Annotated in this window: 18 protein-coding genes; 13 read left to right on the top strand and 5 right to left on the bottom strand. The window is 38.8% G+C overall.

Features of this window, described 5'->3' with window-relative positions; genetic code table 11:
* Positions 1-2 precede the first annotated feature (2 nt).
* Positions 3-491 (bottom strand): lipocalin family protein, encoded by a 489-nt coding sequence (locus tag LY11_RS16165; RefSeq protein WP_111634683.1) that lies wholly within the window; start codon positions 489-491, stop codon positions 3-5.
* Between the two features lie 231 nt (positions 492-722).
* Here LY11_RS16165 and mdh point away from each other — a divergent pair, with 231 nt between their 5' ends.
* The 6 genes from mdh (at position 723) to LY11_RS16135 (ending at position 5,814) form a co-directional block, all read left to right on the top strand.
* A complete protein-coding gene (gene mdh, locus LY11_RS16160) occupies positions 723-1,661 on the top strand; it encodes a malate dehydrogenase (RefSeq protein ID WP_111634682.1) in 939 nt (312 codons plus the stop codon).
* Positions 1,661-2,098 (top strand): aspartyl protease family protein, encoded by a 438-nt coding sequence (locus tag LY11_RS16155; protein WP_111634681.1) that lies wholly within the window; start codon positions 1,661-1,663, stop codon positions 2,096-2,098. The genes mdh and LY11_RS16155 overlap by 1 nt, the downstream gene beginning before the upstream one ends.
* A 46-nt stretch (positions 2,099-2,144) precedes the next feature.
* Positions 2,145-2,828 carry a response regulator transcription factor gene (locus LY11_RS16150; protein WP_111634680.1) on the top strand — a complete coding sequence of 228 codons (684 nt, stop codon included), beginning with the start codon at positions 2,145-2,147 and terminating at the stop codon, positions 2,826-2,828.
* Positions 2,828-4,192 (top strand): HAMP domain-containing sensor histidine kinase, encoded by a 1,365-nt coding sequence (locus tag LY11_RS16145; RefSeq protein WP_111634679.1) that lies wholly within the window; start codon positions 2,828-2,830, stop codon positions 4,190-4,192. Before LY11_RS16150 ends, LY11_RS16145 begins: the two co-directional genes overlap by 1 nt.
* Positions 4,193-4,365: 173 nt before the next feature.
* Positions 4,366-4,857 carry a hypothetical protein gene (locus tag LY11_RS16140; protein WP_111634678.1) on the top strand — a complete coding sequence of 164 codons (492 nt, stop codon included), beginning with the start codon at positions 4,366-4,368 and terminating at the stop codon, positions 4,855-4,857.
* 24 nt (positions 4,858-4,881) lie between these two features.
* Positions 4,882-5,814: a bestrophin family protein gene (locus tag LY11_RS16135; RefSeq protein ID WP_111634677.1), complete on the top strand. Its 933-nt coding sequence runs from the start codon at positions 4,882-4,884 to the stop codon at positions 5,812-5,814.
* Positions 5,815-5,887: 73 nt separating this feature from the next.
* On the opposite strand, the gene gyrB is transcribed toward LY11_RS16135, so the two are convergent.
* Complete coding sequence (gene gyrB / locus LY11_RS16130; protein WP_111634676.1) at positions 5,888-7,846, bottom strand: DNA topoisomerase (ATP-hydrolyzing) subunit B; 1,959 nt, start codon at positions 7,844-7,846, stop codon at positions 5,888-5,890.
* 228 nt (positions 7,847-8,074) lie between these two features.
* Here gyrB and LY11_RS16125 point away from each other — a divergent pair, with 228 nt between their 5' ends.
* Entirely contained in the window at positions 8,075-8,686 is a 612-nt protein-coding gene (locus LY11_RS16125; RefSeq protein WP_111634675.1) for an OmpH family outer membrane protein, read from the top strand.
* A gap of 72 nt (positions 8,687-8,758) precedes the next feature.
* Here the strand turns inward: LY11_RS16125 and LY11_RS16120 are convergent, their stop codons facing one another.
* Positions 8,759-9,175, bottom strand: a complete 417-nt coding sequence (locus LY11_RS16120) for an RNA-binding S4 domain-containing protein (RefSeq protein ID WP_111634674.1) — start codon at positions 9,173-9,175, stop codon at positions 8,759-8,761.
* Positions 9,176-9,253: 78 nt separating this feature from the next.
* Between LY11_RS16120 and LY11_RS16115 the strand changes: the two genes are divergently transcribed.
* The 6 genes from LY11_RS16115 to miaA all read left to right on the top strand — a co-directional run bounded on the left by LY11_RS16115 (position 9,254) and on the right by miaA (position 14,982).
* Positions 9,254-10,072, top strand: a complete 819-nt coding sequence (locus tag LY11_RS16115) for a 2,3,4,5-tetrahydropyridine-2,6-dicarboxylate N-succinyltransferase (RefSeq protein WP_211321575.1) — start codon at positions 9,254-9,256, stop codon at positions 10,070-10,072.
* Positions 10,072-11,190: a glycosyltransferase family 4 protein gene (locus LY11_RS16110; protein WP_111634673.1), complete on the top strand. Its 1,119-nt coding sequence runs from the start codon at positions 10,072-10,074 to the stop codon at positions 11,188-11,190. Before LY11_RS16115 ends, LY11_RS16110 begins: the two co-directional genes overlap by 1 nt.
* Before the next feature lie 41 nt (positions 11,191-11,231).
* On the top strand, positions 11,232-11,798 hold the full coding sequence (locus LY11_RS16105; protein WP_211321574.1) for an L-threonylcarbamoyladenylate synthase: 567 nt from the start codon (positions 11,232-11,234) through the stop codon (positions 11,796-11,798).
* A 68-nt stretch (positions 11,799-11,866) separates the two neighbouring features.
* Positions 11,867-13,282 carry a CCA tRNA nucleotidyltransferase gene (locus LY11_RS16100; RefSeq protein WP_111634671.1) on the top strand — a complete coding sequence of 472 codons (1,416 nt, stop codon included), beginning with the start codon at positions 11,867-11,869 and terminating at the stop codon, positions 13,280-13,282.
* Positions 13,283-13,410: 128 nt separating this feature from the next.
* On the top strand, positions 13,411-14,061 hold the full coding sequence (locus LY11_RS16095; protein WP_111634670.1) for an IS1096 element passenger TnpR family protein: 651 nt from the start codon (positions 13,411-13,413) through the stop codon (positions 14,059-14,061).
* A gap of 9 nt (positions 14,062-14,070) precedes the next feature.
* Positions 14,071-14,982 carry a tRNA (adenosine(37)-N6)-dimethylallyltransferase MiaA gene (gene miaA / locus LY11_RS16090; protein ID WP_111634669.1) on the top strand — a complete coding sequence of 304 codons (912 nt, stop codon included), beginning with the start codon at positions 14,071-14,073 and terminating at the stop codon, positions 14,980-14,982.
* 84 nt (positions 14,983-15,066) lie between these two features.
* On the opposite strand, the gene LY11_RS16085 is transcribed toward miaA, so the two are convergent.
* Positions 15,067-15,381 carry a DUF3467 domain-containing protein gene (locus tag LY11_RS16085; protein ID WP_068403172.1) on the bottom strand — a complete coding sequence of 105 codons (315 nt, stop codon included), beginning with the start codon at positions 15,379-15,381 and terminating at the stop codon, positions 15,067-15,069.
* Between the two features lie 102 nt (positions 15,382-15,483).
* A complete protein-coding gene (rpoC, locus tag LY11_RS16080) occupies positions 15,484-19,776 on the bottom strand; it encodes a DNA-directed RNA polymerase subunit beta' (RefSeq protein WP_111634668.1) in 4,293 nt (1,430 codons plus the stop codon).
* Positions 19,777-19,830: the final 54 nt, after the last annotated feature.

The raw sequence follows: 19,830 nt of genomic DNA, 5'->3' as shown, positions 1-19,830 counted from the left end.
TTTCAGGAAGATTGCGCCTGAGTTCTGGGTGCTGCCGGCTTATGTTCCTGTGAGACAAGCTTTGAGGTATCATAACCTTTATGCTGGCACCGGTCGATAATTTCAGTAAGGAGTTCATCTGCCATTTCAGGCTTCCGGCAAAGGATGTTAAGGTGTTTGTGCTTGGGATGCCCGACAACCACATAGGAGTAATCTGCTGCCAGTTCGATAATCCAGTAGTCAACTTTTAAAGGCCATACAAACTGGGCTTTAAGTTGTGCATTATTGGTTCCGCGAACAACAATCAGTTTGGAGCGGACATATTTAGTGCCTTCGTCCGGTGGTAGTTTATAAGTAGTAAAAACAGCATAGTAACCGTCAGGATGTATCACATACGTCTCTGTGGTTTCATGCCAGTGTTTGTCCATAAAGGTGGGTATTGAACACAGTGAATACCATTTACCTGCGTAAGACATTATATCAACTTTTTCAACAGGTTTATTCTCTAACATAGCGTTCCATTATTTTTAATATGGTAAGAATATCTGTTCAGATTCATTTATCAAAATCAATTTACAAATCTAAACAGACGTTAAGCAAATGTAAATTCTTTCTCATAAAACCAAGAAGGTCTGATAAAGTTTTAAAAAGGATATTTAAAGATTTTCTGATAATGCCTTAAATTTTATAACTTGGGCAGGAAGATCTAATGAAGGTTTTATTACAATTTAAAAATTGAATCCATGAAGATAACAGTTGTTGGTGCAGGGGCAGTTGGTGCTACTTGTGCAGATAATATTGCTAGAAAAGAGTTAGCTGAAGAATTAGTTTTATTAGATATTAAAGAAGGTTTTGCTGAAGGCAAAGCGATAGATATGATGCAGACTGCTGCATTGTTAGGTTTTAATACAAAAATCACCGGGGTAACTAATGATTATAGCCAGACTGCAGGTTCTGCTGTCGCTGTGATTACTTCTGGTTTGCCACGTAAACCGGGAATGACCCGCGAAGAGCTGATTGGCATCAATGCGGGTATTGTTAAAGGTGTAGCAGAAAATATATTAAAGTTCTCTCCGGATGCGATCATCATCGTGATCAGTAATCCAATGGATACGATGACTTATTTAGCGCTGAAATCATTGGGACTGCCTAAAAACAGGATCATTGGTATGGGCGGTACTTTAGATAGTGCAAGGTTTAAATATTACCTGAGTGTCGCATTAAACTGTAATTCAAATGATTTACAGGGTTTTGTAATTGGCGGCCACGGGGACACAACGATGATCCCGTTAACGCGTTATGCGACTTACCAGAGCTTACCGGTAGCGGATGTGTTATCTGCTGAGGTACTGGCTAAAGTTGCTGCAGATACGATGGTTGGCGGCGCAACGTTAACTGGCCTGCTGGGAACTTCTGCCTGGTATGCACCTGGTGCTGCTGGTGCTGCATTGGTAGAGAGCATCGTTCGTGATGAGAAAAAACTGTTTACTTGCTGTGTTGCCCTGGACGGGGAATATGGACAGACTGATATTTGTTTGGGTGTACCTGTAATTGTTGGTCGCAATGGCTGGGAAAAGATTATAGATTACAACCTGAATGAGGAGGAAAAAGCAGCATTCAATAAAAGTGCTGATGCGGTAAGAGCAATGAATAATGTCCTTAAAGAAATGAAGCTTATTTAATGCGTACGGTTACAGTCCCTCTTACTTTAATCAATTTAAATGATGACGGTTTCCACCTTTTGGTGGAAATCGTTGTTTTTAAGGAAAAGCATTGGGCGGTGGTAGATACCGGAGCCTCCAGGTCTGTATTTAACAAGGCTTTTATTGAACAGTATAGTGATACGGTGATTGTCCAGGAGCAGGAAGATACGAATGCGACCACACTGTTCACAACTTCCAGCACTATACAGACGGTTATTCCAAAGTTAAAAATCGGCAAACTGCTTATTAAATCTTACCCTGCGGTAGCATTGGATCTGGAAACCGTAAATGATGCTTATATATTGATGGGACATCCGCGGATTGTAGCTATTATTGGCAGTGATATATTCCTGAAGTATCAGGCAAAAATCAATTATAAGAAGCTGAAAATTCTATTTTCTTCTAAACCGGGCTAATTTCCAATCAATCTGCTTAAATTTACCCGGATAAAAATACCTGCTTATGAAACTCCTTATTGTTGAAGACGAGCCTAATGTGGTATCAGTTTTGAAAAGAGGGTTAAGCAATGAGGGCTTTGAGCTGAGTGTAGCACCTGATGGATTTATTGCGCTGGAAATGGTTTCAGCACATTCCTTCTCGCTGATTATACTGGATATTATGCTTCCGGGAATCAATGGCCTGGATTTGTGCAAGCAGATCAAAAAAAATCATCCGCAGATTCCTATTATCATGCTGACTGCTTTAAGCAGTACAGAAAATATCGTTACAGGGCTTGATAATGGTGCTGATGATTATCTGGTAAAACCTTTTAAAATTGCGGAACTGAGTGCAAGGATCCGCATGTTGTTAAGACGACATGCCGGGCTCCAGCAGGCAGATGAAATCATCACTATTGGTGATTTACAAATCAATATTTCCGGTAAAACGGTCACAAGGGCAGATCATGAGATCACTTTAACGGCTACTGAATATCGCTTGCTCCAGTTTTTTGCGCGGAATAAAAACAAGACTTTATCACGGATAGATATTTTGGAGAATGTCTGGGATATTGATTTCAATATGGGCACGAATGTGGTTGATGTTTATGTTAATTACCTGAGAAAAAAGATAGACAAGGGTTTTAGTACGACATTGCTGCATACAGTTGTAGGGCTGGGCTACTTGTTAAAAGAAAAATCATTGTAATGAATTTAAATACCCGCATCACCTTCTTATTTGCCATTTTATCTGCAGTTATTATCTCTTTATTGAGTGGTTTTGTATGGTATTTTGCGAATGAGTTTGCTTTTGAGGATTTCTACAAAAGGCTGGAAGCACGGGTAAATATAGCGAGCCAGATCAAGGCTTCGGCGGGAACCAATACTTATGAGTATAAAGAGGTACGTCAAAAGTATCTTGAACGCCTTCCTCAGGAGGAGGAACAGGTATTTGTAGCAGATAAAGCCGGAAAAATGGCTTTTGAGAAAAAGGTACGTCTTCCTGCCAGTTTTTATAAAAATATTGAATCGGGTATAATGGCCCGATACCGGAATGAAAATGTATTTTATGCGGGTAAGTACTTCAAAAATGGGTTGAATGGCTATATCGTCATCATTTCTGCAAAAGATCCTTATGGGTACAGAGAGCTTAAGGATCTACAGAAAATCTTGTTTGCGGGTTTTTTCCTTTCGGTTGCATTATCTTACTTTGTAGGCAGGAAGTTCTCTGATTTCACTTTTAAACCAATCAGGGAGTTAATTAAAAAGGCAAAGGGCATCAGTGCGGAGAATCTGCATCAGCGCCTGCCTATTATTAAAGGGAATGATGAGATCGCAAAGATTTCACAGACTTTTAATGATATGCTCGACAGACTGGAAACTGCTTTTGAGACACAGAATAATTTTATCAGCAATGCTTCTCATGAGTTAAGAACGCCTTTAACGATCATCAGTGGGGAAGCTGAGCTGACCATTGCCAGGGATGGACACCGTGATCCTGAACTTCAGAAATCTTTAGCAACGATCCAGACGGAATCTGAAAGACTGGAAAATATATTAACAAGTTTATTAAGTTTAGCGCAGTCTGGTTTTGATGGCGAGAAACAGCGCTGGGAGGAAATCCGGATGGATGAACTGATCTGGGATGTCAAAGCTTCTATTGACCTGGTCAATCCTCATAATCAAATTCAGGTAGATTTTTCTAAACTTCCGGAAAATCCGGAGAGTATCAATTTGAACGGAAATTTAAACCTGATCAAACTGGCTGTAACGAACATTGTAAACAATGCTTGCAAGTATTCTAATAACAGAGTGGTTGAGGTGGGTTTGTCAGTGACACGTACTAATATCGTAATTAGTGTGAAGGACCAGGGAATTGGTATTCCTGAGGATGAGCTGCAGCATGTTTTTGAACCTTTTTTCCGTGCTTCCAATACGACGGATTATAATGGATATGGTGTAGGCCTGCCTTTATCATTAAATATTATCCGTTTGCATAAGGGAAGCATCGCCATTAAAACTGTCCAGGAATCGGGGACTGAAATGAGCATCTTATTGCCACGTTCGCGTTAACAACAGGTTTCTTCTCTTATTAAGTTCCTGTTTAACACAAGATTGTCTAAATTAAGTCAGTCTTCACTCTAATCTGCCGATTGTTGCAATTCTAATCTGGTTCTAATCTCACTCTTATACGGCTGTAATGTCCGGGCTGTACTATTGTATCATTAACTAATCAAAGATACAATATGAAGACAGTCTTAATTCCTACAGATTTCAATGAAAATTCAGTTTATCTCTCAGAGAACATATTGAAGAATTTCAAAGATGAACCCATCAGGATTTTATTCTTTCATGCTTATAAACTGACAGATTCTATCTCCGATTTATTAATGCTTTCCCGAAGAAGCACTGAGTATGGACAAATTCCCGAATCTTTCCATAGGGCGTGTTATGACTTCAAAAAAACACACCAGTTTCAAATAGATACTATAGGTGTTGAATATTTTTACGGGAGTACAATGGCCGCCTTCAGAAATTTTGCGGAGGCACATGAGGTAGATTTCATCTACTGTCCTGAAACCTATAGTTTCCGTCAGATCTCAAAGTATAGTATCAATCCTGATGTATTCTTAAGTAAGTCGGGTATCCCGATCATCAAGGTTATCCAGGAAGAGGAACTACCTGTTAAATTAAAGAAAGAGTTGGCGTTGGAGCAGGAAGTTGCTCAGCTTGCCTAGTGATTACCTTTTAAAACAGATTATATGTTATTAAAGAAAAATGTGCCACTTAGCTACATATTTGGCAAAATATATAAAGATCTGATTTTAGTAACCCTTTATGCTGTTGGTATCGTGGTGCTTTATGAGAACTTTCATTTTACCAGGATCTCTATACCAATTGCCGTTCCCGCCCTTTTGGGTACAGTAATTTCACTTTTACTGGCTTTCCGGTCTAACCAGGCTTATGACCGCTGGTGGGAAGCGCGGATTCTCTGGGGTGGAATTGTCAATGATTCAAGATCGTTAACAAGACAGGTGCTGTACTTTATTGATGATCCTTATTATTCTGCAGAAATACAGTTGTTTAAGGAGCGCTTTGTGAAAAGACAAATTGCATGGGCTTATGGCCTGAGTCAATCGCTGAGAAATACAAATCCGATACTTGGACTGGACAAATTTATGAAACCTGATGAACTGGATTTTGTCAGCAGATATAAAAACATACCGATGTCTATTTTGGAACTGCATGCACGGGATATTAAAATCGCCGTTAAGGAGGGCTGGATCAATACGTATCAGCAGATAGAGATTGACAGGACTTTATCAAATTTATGTGACCGTATGGGTGGTTCTGAGCGGATAAAAAACACGGTATTCCCGGTAACCTATAGTAAGTATATCAATATGACGATCTATTTATTCATTATCATGCTGCCTTTCGGATTGATTGAGTTCTTTGGATACATTGAGGTGCCGGTAGTGATCGCAATTGCAGCGGCTTTCTTATTAATTGAGAAGATGGCTATTCATTTACAGGACCCTTTTGAGAACAAGCCTACGGATACGCCTACGACTACAATTTCAAGAACAATAGAAAGAGATTTATCACAGATGCTGAATGATGCACATTATCATGAGGATAAAATGGTAGCTATGGAGCCTGTCCATAATTCGAAAACCTACTATATATTATAATAGCGGGCTTATTTCCAATAAAAAAGGAGGTGTCTTTACAGATACCTCCTTTTTTTATTAAAAGACTGAAAGCCTAAGCGTCAATCTTCGCATATTTAGCGTTTCTTTCAATGAATTCTCTTCTTGGTGCTACTTCATCCCCCATTAACATAGAGAAAGTATGGTCACACTCTGCAGCATTTTCAATGGTAGCCTGCATCAAAGTACGGTTAGCAGGGTTTAAGGTAGTATCCCAAAGTTGTTCTGCATTCATTTCACCCAAACCTTTGTAACGCTGGATGTGAACACTTTCTTCTTTACCTTGTCCTTTTAAGCGTTGTACTGCTGCATCACGTTGCTGATCATTCCAGCAATATTCCTGCTCTTTTCCTTTTTTAACCAGGTAAAGTGGCGGCGCTGCGATATAAACATATCCTGCTTCGATTAATGCTTTCATGTATCTGAAGAAGAACGTCAGGATCAGGGTAGTAATGTGTGATCCGTCAATATCCGCATCCGTCATGATCACGATCTTATGGTAACGAAGTTTGGTAATGTTCAAAGCTTTGTCATCTTCAGGAGTACCTATACTTACACCGAGTGCAGTAAACATATTCTTGATCTCGTCGTTCTCGTAGATTTTATGCTCCATTGCCTTTTCCACATTCAGGATTTTACCTTTCAATGGAAGAATAGCCTGGAAGTTACGGTCACGGCCCTGTTTTGCAGTTCCACCCGCGGAATCTCCCTCGACAAGGTACAATTCACATTTTTCAGGATCACTGTCTGAGCAATCGGCAAGTTTACCTGGTAAGCCAGATCCGCCCATTACACTCTTACGCTGAACCATTTCACGTGCTTTACGTGCTGCTGCACGTGCTGTAGCTGCAAGAATTACCTTGTTGACAATCATTCTGGCTTCTTTTGGATATTCTTCCAGATAGATACCCAATGCTTCACCAACAGCAATATCCACAGCACCCATAACCTCAGTGTTACCTAATTTGGTTTTGGTCTGCCCTTCAAATTGCGGCTCTTGTACTTTTACTGAAATTACTGCAGTAAGACCTTCACGAAAGTCATCACCTGTAATTTCAAATTTAACGTTTTTAAGTAAACCTGATTTATCAGCATAAGCTTTCAAAGTACGGGTTAAACCTCTTCTGAAACCGGCAATGTGCGTACCGCCTTCATGTGTGTTGATATTATTTACATAAGAGTGTACGTTTTCAGCATAGCTGTCATTGTACTGCAAAGCAAGCTCTACAGGAATACCATTTTTAATTCCCTCTACATAAATAGGCTCAGCAATCAGCGAAGGACGACCTCCGTCCAGGAACTGAACAAATTCTTTTAAACCACCTTCAGAAAGGAAAAGCTCAGTCAGGAAGTTTCCCTGATCATCCACTTCACGCTCATCTGTTAAGGTTAGGCTGATTCCTTTATTTAAGAAAGATAACTCTCTTAAACGCGAAGCCAGTGTATCGTAACGATATTCTGTAGTCTGGGTAAAGATCTTGTCATCCGGAGTAAAAGTAATTACTGTACCTCTTTTTTCAGTCTCCCCAACAATTTTCACATCGTATTGTGGTTTACCTTCACGGTATTCCTGTGCCCAGACTTTTCCTTCACGGTGTACTTCTGCTTTCAGGTGTATAGATAATGCGTTTACGCAACTTACCCCTACACCGTGTAATCCACCGGAAACTTTATAAGTGTCTTTATCGAACTTACCACCGGCATGCAGTACAGTCATTACAACTTCAAGTGCCGATTTTTGTTCTTTTTGCATGATCCCTGTTGGAATACCACGACCGTTATCCTCAACTCTGATAGAATTATCTTTAAGAATATTTACGGTAATCGTATTGGCATGTCCTGCCAGAGCCTCATCAATTGAGTTATCTACTACTTCATAAACCAAATGGTGCAATCCTTTAACACCCGTATCACCTATATACATCGAAGGACGCTTACGCACCGCTTCTAAACCTTCTAATACCTGTATATTATCTGCCGAATAATTTGACTTTGAATCTTTTTCTTCGCTCATAAATGTTAATAAAAAATAAGATTCAAAAATAACCAATTATGGCCAATTAAAGGCAAATGTGGATAACTATTTGAGCAAAAAAGTGCATTAATGACCCAAAAAAAACAAGTTATTTAGGATACTAAATTGGAAATTTTATATTTGCTAAAATTTACTCCGTCAGTTTAATCCATAAATGGAGGCTGAAACTGGAAAAGAATTAAAAACAACATTATAATACACGCATAAATGAACAGAACATCCTTCAAACTAAGCACACTGGCTACCGCTGTAGCATTAGTTTCAGTATTGGCTTCCTGCCAGAGTAAAGACAACAAAGCTGCGACTGATACTGCGGTTAAAACTGACGTTGCGACAACAACAGTTAAAGCTAACGAGCCTATCGTTTATGTAAATTCGGATTCTTTATTAACGAAGTACCAGTATTTCAAAGATCTTAAAACTAAATTAGATGCTAAATCTAAGGCTGCCCAAACTGATCTTGCGGCAAAACAACAGGCTTTCCAGCGTGAGGTTGCTCAATATCAGCAAACTCAAAATACATTGCCTGCTGACCAGAGAGCTACTACTGAGCAAAGATTAGCCCGTAAACAACAGGAATTACAAACTTATCAGCAAAATGCTGGTGCTGCTTTACAAAATGAGCAAGGTGCTGAGCAGGAAAAATTATACAACAAAATTGCTGATTACCTGAAAATCTATGCAAAAGGTAAAGGCTATAAAATGGTGTTGACTTACCAAAAAGGTAACAGTGCTATTTTATTCGCTGATGCTTCTTTAGATGTGACAAGTGAAGTGATCACTGGTCTTAACGAAGGTTACAAGGCTGACAAAAAATAAGCTGTTACAGCTCCATAAAAAAGCCCTGGTAGTTCAGAACTACCAGGGCTTTTTTATGAAACCGTATTATTGTTATTCGTCTTTTTTGTCTTCGTCTTCGTCAAAAAGGTTACCTTTTAAATCATCAATCTCTCTACGATCTCTTTTGGTTGGCCTTCCTGCTCCCCTGTCCCTGATTAAAACTGGTGAATGGAACATGCTTTTATACCCCTGCGTTTCTTCGAGCGGGGTAATGTCTTTATATTTCGTAATTGCGATCTTGGATTCAACCCTGGTATACAGTAGTTCGACAACCTCAATGATCTTTTTTTCGATTCCTTTGGAAACCTGGTAAACGTCACCGGGTTTGACAACTACAGAGGCTTTCACATTCTGACCGTTAAATTTAACGCGGCCAGCTTTACACGCCTCAGTTGCTAAAGTTCTTGTTTTAAACAATCTTATTGCCCACAAGTATTTATCTATCCTTAATTTTTCCTGCTCTGCCATAAAAAATCAAAAATACATAAGTAAAAGATCGCTCAATACATAAAATTGATTTATTTTGTGAAAAAATAAAAATTGATAATGATTAAAGAATTGAAAAAGTTAATAGAGGCTGCTTGGGAAGACAGGACTTTATTAGAATATACTGAATATTGTGAAGCAATCGAGACTGTTGTTATGCAGCTTGATAAAGGAGAAATCCGCGTTGCTGAACCAATTCTAAATTCATGGGGCATCAATGAATGGATAAAGAAAGCTGTTATCCTTTATTTCCCTATCAGAGAAATGAAAGAAATTGAAGTTGGTCCTTTTGTGTTTCATGATAAAATGAAATTGAAAACCAATTATAAAGAATTAGGTGTGAGAGTTGTTCCTGGTGCAAGTGCGCGTTATGGTGCATTTTTAGCTAAAGGCGTAATTTTAATGCCTTCTTATGTGAACATCGGTGCTTATATTGATGAAGGTACAATGGTTGATACCTGGGCTACTGTAGGTTCTTGTGCACAAATTGGAAAACATGTTCACTTAAGTGGTGGTGTTGGTATTGGTGGTGTTTTAGAGCCAATTCAGGCTGCTCCGGTTATTATCGAAGACAACTGCTTTCTAGGTTCAAGAGCTATCGTTGTAGAAGGTGTACGTGTAGAACGTGAGGCTGTTTTAGGCGCAAACGTGGTATTAACTGCTTCTACTAAAATTATTGATGTGACAGGAAGTACTCCTATTGAATATAAAGGTATCGTACCTGCAAGATCAGTAGTAATTCCAGGAAGTTATACTAAAAAATTCCCTGCTGGTGATTACCAGGTTCCTTGTGCACTGATCATCGGAAAACGTAAAGAATCTACAGATAAAAAGACTTCACTTAATGACGCATTAAGAGAAAACAATGTAGCAGTGTAATGAATATTGGTTTTGATGGAAAAAGAGCTGCCAATAATTTTACCGGTTTAGGCAATTACAGCAGATCACTTGTTTTACAGTTATCGGAATTTTTCCCTCAAAACCAATACTTTATTTACAGCCCTAAGGTAAAGCACCAAGGGCAGATTTCTTCTTTTTTCGAAAAGCAGAACATTCACCTGGTATTGCCTGAAAAGGCTTCTTTCTTATGGAGAACTTTCGGGGTAAAAAAGCAATTAAAAAAAGATAATATTGCTATCTATCATGGTTTAAGTAATGAAATCCCTGTCGGGGTATCTCCGGCGATCCGGACTGTAGTTACGATACATGACCTGATTTTCCTGCGTTATCCGCAGTATTACAAATTCATAGACCGCACGATTTACAATTTCAAAAGTAAATATGCCTGCAAACATGCAGATCTTATCATCGCCATCAGTGAGCGGACTAAAAATGATATTATTGAATATTATCAAATCGATCCTTCGAAAATAGAAGTGCTTTATCAAACCTGTGATGATTCTTTTAAACAAATTATTGGTCAGGAGTTTAAAGATTCGATACGCGAAAAGTATCATTTACCTGAAAAGTATATCCTTAATGTAGGCACCATCGAACCAAGAAAAAACTTACTGGCCGTAGTACAGGCTTTACCTGCTATTGATCCTGAGTTTAAATTGGTCGTAGTTGGCAAAAAGCAGGCTTATGCACAAAAAGTAATGGCTGAAATTGAAAGGCTGGGTCTTGGGGAAAGGGTAATTTTCCTGAAGGATATTCCATTTACAGACCTCCCTGCTATCTATCAGCTGGCCACTGTATTTGTTTATCCGTCTTTTTACGAAGGATTTGGTATTCCCATTATTGAAGCACTTTATGGCCGGATACCAGTTGTCGCGGCAACGGGCTCTTGTCTGGAGGAAGCGGGTGGTCCGCATAGTTTGTACATAAATCCTAATGATTCGGCTGCACTGGCAGCGGCAGTAAACTCCATTTTAGCCGATCCGGAGCTTGCCGGCAGGATGAAAGATGCGGGTCTGAGTTATGCACAGCAATTCAATACGTCTGTTTTAGCCCGTCAGCTGATGGATTCTTACAGCAACCTGATCGCTAAAGATTAAGAACCTTCTGAATACCGGAGATTATTTAATAAATTTACACCATGCTAAAAACGGAAATTGACAAGGCTTTAACAGTCTTGAAAAATGGGGGCGTAATCCTCTATCCTACAGATACAGTATGGGGTATAGGTTGTGATGCGACGAATGAAGCGGCAGTCGAAAAAATTAATGTGATTAAAGGCCGCTCTGCTGATAAGAGTTTTATTGTCCTGGTAGACAATGATTCGAAAATACAAAGTTATATAACTGAAGTGCCTGAGGTTGCGTACGATCTGATCGAATTTGCGGAACATCCATTAACCCTGATCTTTTCGGGGGCAAAGAATTTAGCTAAAAATGTGATCAATGCAGATGGCAGTGTAGGCATCAGAGTGGTTAAGCATGATTTTGCACAGCAGTTGGTGCAACGTTTCAGAAAACCAATCGTCTCTACTTCAGCTAATCTTTCAGGTCAGCCTACTCCACAGTTTTTTGATGAGATCGACGAAGAAATTAAAGCTGCTGTCGATTATGTTGTGGACTGGGAACAGGAACTCAAAATCATTAAAAAAGCATCTACGATCATGAAATTAAGTCCTTCTGGTCAATTTTCCTTCATAAGAAAGTAAGTTTTAGTACTTTTGCAGACGCTATTGGAAGCATCATGAGTTTATAAGCTCAAAACAATATATAATTAGTGAAAAAAAATCTAGAACATCCTGTTTTTAAGGTACTGGCTGGTATTGCCGATGAAAATCATATCGAAGCCTATGTGATTGGTGGATACGTACGGGATATTTTTCTGAAAAGGCCATCAAAGGATATTGATGTAGTTGTATTGGGAAATGGGATCGAATTTGCTGAACTTACCGGAAAACAGTTAAAGAGTAAAGTTGCTGTTTTTAAGAACTTCGGAACGGCCATGTTAAAGTACCGCGATCTTGAACTTGAATTTGTTGGTGCAAGAAAAGAATCTTACCGTGCTGATTCCCGTAAGCCTATCGTTGAAAACGGTACGATTAAGGATGATCAGTTAAGACGGGATTTTACAATCAATGCTTTAGCGATCTCCTTAAATAAAGAGAATTTCGGACAGTTGGTTGATCCGTTTAATGGGGTGGAGGATTTGAATAATAAATTAATCCGTACTCCACTGGATGCTGAAATTACGTTTTCGGACGATCCTTTACGTATGATGCGTGCGATTCGCTTTGCAACTCAATTGAATTTTAATATTGATGACCAGGCCCTGGCTGCAATTGCCAAACAAAAGGAAAGGATCAGCATTGTTTCCAAAGAAAGAATTACTGATGAGCTGAATAAGATCATTCTCTCTGCCGTTCCGTCAATAGGTTTTAAATATTTATTCGATACAGGCCTGCTTCATATCATATTTCCGCAAATGGCTAATTTATATGGCGTGGAAATCATTAAAGGAAAAGGACATAAAGACAATTTTTACCATACCTTGCAGGTACTGGATAATATCTGTGAAGTTACAGAAGATCTTTGGTTACGCTGGGCGGCAATTCTTCATGATATTGCTAAACCTCCGACTAAACGCTTTGAGGAGAATCATGGCTGGACATTTCATGGTCATGAAGATAAGGGAGCGAGAATGGTTCCTCAGATCTTCTCCCAGTTGAAATTGCCGTTGAATGAAAAGATGAAGTTTGTTCAAAAAATGGTTCAGCTGCATTTGCGTCCTATTGTTCTGGCACAGGAAGTGGTGACAGATTCTGCGGTAAGACGCGTATTATTTGATGCTGGTGAGGATATTGAAAGCCTGATGTTACTCTGCAATGCGGATGTGACTACTAAAAATGAATATAAAGTAAAAAAATACCGGAATAATTTTGAGCTGGTTAAGCAAAAGCTGAAAGATGTAGAAGAGCGGGATAAAATAAGAAACTGGCAACCTCCTGTTTCAGGAAATGACATCATGGAAGTATTCGGCCTTGCTGCCGGTAAGGAAGTGGGCATGATTAAAAATGCAATCCGCGAAGCAATTCTGGAAGGCGAAATAACAAATTCACCTGGCGAAGCGTTAGCATTTATGTTGCGCAAGGGAAAAGAATTTGGACTGATCCCTATTACAGAACAACCCAAATAATTAATGTGAATACCGGGGTTATAGTTCCTGTAATTATGGCCCAAATGGCATCATATCTCATAAAATGAATATGTAGTAGTGAAAACATATTTTATTTTATAATTTTATAATATAGAAATAAAGCACAAATGGCAATTTATAGATTCAGACTTAGTTTTGACGATTACGATGAAGTGATCAGAGAAATCGACATCAAATCAACGCAAACTTTTGAAGATTTACATAAAGCATTACACCGTACCACAGGTTATAATGCAGAAAAATCTTCTTCATTTTATGTGAGTTCTGATCATTGGATCAAAGGGGATGAAATCGCCTATCTTCCAACGCAAAAGAAAACTGACCGCGGTGTGAGCTTAATGGAGAAATCCAAGCTGAGTGCTTTTATTGAAGATCCACATCAGAAATTTTATTATATCTACAATTTTGACCGCCCTTATGAGTTTCATGTAGAACTGATCAAAATTATCTTGCAAACAGATCCAAATATTGAATATCCTGTTCTTTTTAAAAGTATAGGTGAAGCGCCTAAGATTTTTGATGCCAATAACATCCCAACTGAAGTAGTCACGAATAATCCTATTTCAAATGATTTCGATTTTCTGAATGAAATGGACTTTGTGCCTGAGGATACGGAAGAAATTGAAGCTATGGATGGCCGTGGTATCACAACATCAGAAAAAAATGAAGATGCTGATGACGATGATTCAGAGTCGGATGATTTCTCAGAAGATGAGGATTATCATGAGGATGAGTACGATAGCAAAGAAGATTACTAAGCCATATCAATGGCAAAAAATAAAACATTAATTGTAATTGCTGGGCCTACGGCAATAGGTAAAACAGCTTTAGCTATTACGCTGGCCCAACATTTTACAACAGAAATTATCTCTGCTGATTCCAGACAGTTTTTTAAAGAAATGTCAATAGGTACTGCAAAGCCTCATGCAGATGAGCTTGCTGCTGCGAAACATCATTTTATTGACTCTCATTCTATCAATACTTTCTTTAGTACCGGAGATTTCGAAAAACAAGCCCTAGGGTTATTGGATGAAATCTTTACAAGGCACGATCTGGCAATTATGGTTGGAGGATCTGGTTTATATCTGGATGCTGTAACCAAGGGGCTTGATGAATTACCGGATACGGACATGGAAATCAGAAGTCAGCTAAATAATTTATTTGAAACAGAGGGACTTGAACCTATCAAAGCACAGCTTGAAGCGGCAGATCCTGAATATTATGCGAAAGTAGACCAGGCGAACACACAACGTCTCATCCGCGGACTGGAATTCTTCTTGTCTACTGGAAAAAAAGTGTCTTCATTTTTAACAAACAGCAGGAAAGAAAGATCTTTTAATATCATAAAGATCGGCTTAAATATGGAAAGACCGCTTTTATATGAGCGTATCAATAACCGTGTAGATGTGATGCTGGAGGAAGGCCTTTTAGAAGAAGTCAAATCTCTAATCGAATTCAGAGAGCTGAATGCACTGAAAACAGTAGGTTATGCAGAACTTTTCGACTATCTGGATGGTACGATTACTTATGATTTTGCTGTGGAGAAGATCAAACAGAATACCAGGCGATTTGCAAAGCGTCAGCTGACGTGGTTCAGAAGAGACACCCAAATCCATTGGTTTACACCTGATCAACCGGCAGAAGTCATTAATTTCGTCGAACAGAATATAAAAAACTAAAATAAAGGAGAAAAACAACGGCAGAAATCATTTTTCTCCTTATTGATCAGGAAGCTTCTTTCTTTAACAAGAAGCTTCTTTGAATTAAGCTTGCGCCGTCGGCCCGCCAAAATTCATTGGAAATCCTGATGGCTCTTCCTGAGTTTTGATCCTGCCATTAATTGACTCGAATTTCTCTATATTATCCTGCATTGCACTCATTAATCTCTTGGCGTGTTCCGGAGTCAAGATGATTCTTGATTTCACTTTTGCCTTTGGTACGCCTGGCATTACCCTGATAAAATCCAGTACGAACTCCGTGTTAGAGTGCGTGATAATGGCAAGGTTTGAAAATATACCTTCTGCTATTTCTTCAGAAAGTTCAATGTTAATCTGATTATCGTTGTTTTCGTTTTCCATACTACAAAACTACTTCTTTAATTCCTTAGCATGGTAGCTATATTAAAAAAAAATCCCCCCTGACAAGATCAGGAGGGATTAAAAAAAAATTAACTATTTAAATTATGCTTCTATTTCTTCTTCTTGTTTCGAAGCTAATAATTTGTCATACTCTTCTTGTGAACCAACGATAATACGTTCGTATCCGCGAACTCCAGTACCTGAAGGAATCAAGTGACCAACGATTACGTTTTCTTTCAGTCCAAGCATGTTATCACGTTTACCTGCAATTGCAGCTTCGTTCAATACTTTTGTAGTTTCCTGGAAGGAAGCTGCAGAAATGAATGATTTAGTACCTAATGATGCACGTGTAATACCTTGTAATACAGAACTAGCAGTTGCTGACCTTGCATCACGAACTTCGATCTGTTTCAAGTCTTTACGTTTTAATTGAGAATTTTCGTCTCTTAATTTACGCAGAGAAAGAATCTGACCTGGTTTAACAGTATTTGAATCACCAGCATCAATAACAACTTTCTTGTCATAGATGTCATCATTTTCAATCATGAAGTCCCAACGATCTACAGAATTATTTTCTAAGAATGTAGTATCACCCGGATCTTCAATATGAACTTTCTGCATCATCTGGTGTACAATAACCTCAAAGTGTTTATCATTGATTTTTACACCTTGTAAACGGTAAACCTCTTGTATACCATTTACTAAGTATTCTTGTACAGCAGCAGGGCCTTTAATTGCTAAAATATCCGCAGGAGAAATCGATCCGTCTGATAATGGCATACCAGCTTTCACGAAGTCATTGTCCTGAACCAGGATGTGTTTAGATAATGGTACAAGATATTTCTTGATCTCACCATCTTTTGATTCGATAGTCATCTCACGATTACCACGTTTCACACCACCTAAAGTTACCACACCATCAATCTCAGTTACTACAGCTGGATTAGAAGGGTTACGTGCTTCGAACAATTCAGTTACACGTGGTAAACCACCCGTAATATCTCTTGTTTTTCCTGTAGCACGAGGGATTTTAACTAAGATCTGACCAGTTTTAACTGCTTCTCCATCATCGATAGAAACGTGAGCTCCAACAGGAATGTTATACTGTCTGATTAATTCACCTTTTTTATCTACTACTCTTACTGATGGATTTTTAGTTTTATCACGTGTATCGATAATTACTTTCTCACGGTGACCAGTTTGCTCATCTGACTCTTCACGGAAGGTAACACCTTCAATAATTGCATCAAATTCGATTTTACCGGCAAACTCCGAGATAATAACCGCGTTATATGGATCCCATGAACAAATCTTATCACCTTTTGAAATTTCAGCTCCTTCTTCAACATATAAGAATGAACCGTAAGGGATATTATTGGTCATGATAACTTTACCAGTACCTTTTTCTACGATTTTGAATTCACCTGAACGGCCTAAAACAATTTGTTTCACACCTTGCTCACCTGTATCATTTGCTACAGTACGAACATTTTCGAATTCTATGATACCATCAAACTTCGCATTGATCTGAGATTCAGCAGCAATGTTTGATGCAGTACCACCCACGTGGAACGTACGTAATGTTAACTGTGTACCCGGCTCACCGATTGACTGTGCAGCAATTACACCAACAGCTTCACCACGTTGAACACGTTTACCAGTTGCAAGGTTACGTCCGTAACAAAGCGCACAAACACCTCTTTTATTTTCACATGTCAATACTGAACGTATTTCCACACCTTCTAAAGGAGACTCTTCGATTGATTTTGCGATGTCTTCATCAATATCCTGACCAGCACCTACTAATAATGCACCATCCAGAGGATTAAATACATCATGAAGTGAAATACGACCTAAAATTCTGTCATATAATGGTTCAACAATATCTTCGTTATCTTTCAACGCAGTAGTATACATACCTCTTAAAGTACCACAATCAGCAGCGTTCACGATCATATCCTGAGCAACGTCATGTAAACGACGGGTCAGGTAACCAGCATCTGCAGTTTTTAACGCTGTATCCGCCAAACCTTTACGCGCACCGTGGGTAGAGATAAAGTATTCTAATACTGATAGTCCTTCTTTAAAGTTCGAAAGAATCGGATTCTCAATAATTTCACCACCTGAACCTGATTTCTGAGGTTTTGCCATCAGACCACGCATTCCGCAAAGCTGACGAATCTGCTCTTTAGATCCACGTGCTCCAGAGTCAAGCATCATATATACCGAGTTAAACCCTTGGTTATCGCTAGATAACTGAGTCATCACGAATGATGTTAAACGGTTGTTGATACGAGTCCAGATATCGATAATCTGATTGTAACGCTCGTTGTTGGTAATGAATCCCATGTTATAGTTATTCCTTACCTCTTCAACTTCAGCAGAAGCTTGTTCTAAAAGAACTTGTTTCTCTGCAGGGATGTTTACATCCTGTAAGTTAAACGATAGTCCACCTCTGAATGCCATTTGGAAACCTAACTCTTTAATATCATCAAGGAATCTTGACGCGCGAGCCATACCAGTAACCTTAACTACATCACCAATAATATCTCTCAGTGATTTTTTAGTCAGCAATTCATTGATATATCCTACTTCTGCCGGAACCATTTGATTAAACAGTACACGACCAACTGTAGTTTCAGTTAATTTATTAACAATATTTCCGTCAGAATCTTTAACATTCACCTTTACTTTGATAAATGCGTGAAGATCGATACGTTTCTCATTGTAAGCAATGATAACTTCTTCCGGAGAATAGAATGAGAAATCCTGTCCGTTAACAACACGGTTTTCGTCAGTTCTGCGGCCTTTAGTAATGTAATAAAGACCCAAAACCATATCCTGAGAAGGTACAGTAATCGGAGTACCGTTTGCAGGGTTCAGAATGTTGTGCGCAGCTAACATCAATACCTGGGCTTCCAAAATAGCAGCATGACCCAAAGGTAAATGCACAGCCATCTGGTCACCGTCAAAATCGGCGTTGAATGCAGTACACACTAACGGGTGTAACTGGATTGCTTTTCCTTCCACCAGTTTAGGCTGGAAAGACTGGATACCCAATCTGTGCAGCGTAGGTGCACGATTCAGTAATACAGGGTGTCCTTTTAAAACGTTCTCAAGAATGTCCCAAACTAATGGATCTTTTCTATCAACAATTTTCTTTGCAGATTTAACTGTTTTCACGATTCCACGTTCGATCATCTTGCGAATGATAAACGGTTTGAAAAGCTCAGCAGCCATATCTTTAGGTAAACCACATTCGTGTAATTTAAGGTTTGGACCTACAACAATTACCGAACGCGCAGAATAATCCACACGTTTACCCAATAAATTCTGACGGAAACGCCCTTGTTTACCTTTCAGAATATCTGAAAGAGATTTCAAAGCACGGTTACCTTCAGTTTTAACCGCATTTACTTTACGTGAGTTATCGAATAACGAATCTACAGCTTCCTGTAACATACGTTTTTCGTTACGTAAAATAACCTCTGGTGCTTTAATCTCGATCAAACGTTTTAAACGGTTGTTACGGATAATCACACGACGGTACAGATCATTTAAATCTGAAGTAGCGAAACGACCACCTTCAAGAGGTACTAACGGACGTAATTCCGGTGGAATAACAGGAACAATTTTGATAATCATCCATTCTGGATTATTTTCAATACGTGTTCTTGCACCACGGAAAGCTTCAACAACCTGTAAACGTTTTAATGCTTCGTTTTTACGTTGTTGAGAAGTCTCGTTTGCAGCCTGGTGACGTAAGTTATAAGATAAAGTATCTAAGTCTATACGTTTCAATAAATCTTCTAATGCTTCAGCACCCATTTTGGCGATGAATTTATTAGGGTCTTTATCGTCTAAGTATTGGTTTTCTTTAGGTAATTTATCAAGAATATCAAGGTACTCTTCCTCAGTAAGGAAATCCATGTACTGGATACCTTGTTCTTCCATTAAACCAGATTGAATAACTACATAACGCTCGTAGTAAATGATCAAATCTAATCTTTTGGTAGGAAGGCCTAATAAGTAACCAATTTTGTTTGGTAATGAACGGAAATACCAGATATGCGCAACAGGAACCACCAAATTGATGTGCCCCATACGCTCTCTACGTACTTTTTTCTCCGTTACCTCAACACCACAACGGTCACAAACAATACCTTTATAACGGATACGTTTGTATTTACCACAGTGACATTCGTAATCTTTTACCGGACCAAAAATACGCTCGCAGAACAAACCATCACGTTCAGGTTTGTAAGTACGATAATTAATAGTCTCAGGTTTTAACACCTCACCACTAGAGCGCTCTAAAATAGCCTCCGGCGATGCCAAACTAATGGTAATCGAGGTGAAATTGCTTTTTAATTTATTATCCTTTTTGTAAGACATAGCTCTGTTGTTTGAATTTGAAAATTTAAAAAGTCAGAATGGGCTCCTGCTTTA

Origin of the sequence: Pedobacter cryoconitis (genome assembly GCF_003259615.1) — a bacterium.
GTDB lineage: Bacteria > Bacteroidota > Bacteroidia > Sphingobacteriales > Sphingobacteriaceae > Pedobacter > Pedobacter cryoconitis.
Note: the sequence above shows the minus strand (reverse complement) of the source record. Positions and strands in the feature narration are given on the sequence as shown.

Excerpts from the sequence above, each read along its gene's own strand:
- LY11_RS16155 (WP_111634681.1), top strand. The coding sequence starts at position 1,661 with ATGCGTACGGTTACAGTCCCTCTTACTTTAATCAATTTAAATGATGAC.
- rpoC (WP_111634668.1), bottom strand. The coding sequence starts at position 19,776 with ATGTCTTACAAAAAGGATAATAAATTAAAAAGCAATTTCACCTCGATT.
- gyrB (WP_111634676.1), bottom strand. The coding sequence starts at position 7,846 with ATGAGCGAAGAAAAAGATTCAAAGTCAAATTATTCGGCAGATAATATA.
- LY11_RS16120 (WP_111634674.1), bottom strand. The coding sequence starts at position 9,175 with ATGGCAGAGCAGGAAAAATTAAGGATAGATAAATACTTGTGGGCAATA.
- LY11_RS16145 (WP_111634679.1), top strand. The coding sequence starts at position 2,828 with ATGAATTTAAATACCCGCATCACCTTCTTATTTGCCATTTTATCTGCA.
- LY11_RS16165 (WP_111634683.1), bottom strand. The coding sequence starts at position 491 with ATGTTAGAGAATAAACCTGTTGAAAAAGTTGATATAATGTCTTACGCA.
- LY11_RS16110 (WP_111634673.1), top strand. The coding sequence starts at position 10,072 with ATGAATATTGGTTTTGATGGAAAAAGAGCTGCCAATAATTTTACCGGT.
- LY11_RS16085 (WP_068403172.1), bottom strand. The coding sequence starts at position 15,381 with ATGGAAAACGAAAACAACGATAATCAGATTAACATTGAACTTTCTGAA.
- LY11_RS16135 (WP_111634677.1), top strand. The coding sequence starts at position 4,882 with ATGTTATTAAAGAAAAATGTGCCACTTAGCTACATATTTGGCAAAATA.
- LY11_RS16115 (WP_211321575.1), top strand. The coding sequence starts at position 9,254 with ATGATTAAAGAATTGAAAAAGTTAATAGAGGCTGCTTGGGAAGACAGG.
- LY11_RS16095 (WP_111634670.1), top strand. The coding sequence starts at position 13,411 with ATGGCAATTTATAGATTCAGACTTAGTTTTGACGATTACGATGAAGTG.
- LY11_RS16125 (WP_111634675.1), top strand. The coding sequence starts at position 8,075 with ATGAACAGAACATCCTTCAAACTAAGCACACTGGCTACCGCTGTAGCA.
- LY11_RS16105 (WP_211321574.1), top strand. The coding sequence starts at position 11,232 with ATGCTAAAAACGGAAATTGACAAGGCTTTAACAGTCTTGAAAAATGGG.
- mdh (WP_111634682.1), top strand. The coding sequence starts at position 723 with ATGAAGATAACAGTTGTTGGTGCAGGGGCAGTTGGTGCTACTTGTGCA.
- LY11_RS16140 (WP_111634678.1), top strand. The coding sequence starts at position 4,366 with ATGAAGACAGTCTTAATTCCTACAGATTTCAATGAAAATTCAGTTTAT.
- miaA (WP_111634669.1), top strand. The coding sequence starts at position 14,071 with ATGGCAAAAAATAAAACATTAATTGTAATTGCTGGGCCTACGGCAATA.
- LY11_RS16150 (WP_111634680.1), top strand. The coding sequence starts at position 2,145 with ATGAAACTCCTTATTGTTGAAGACGAGCCTAATGTGGTATCAGTTTTG.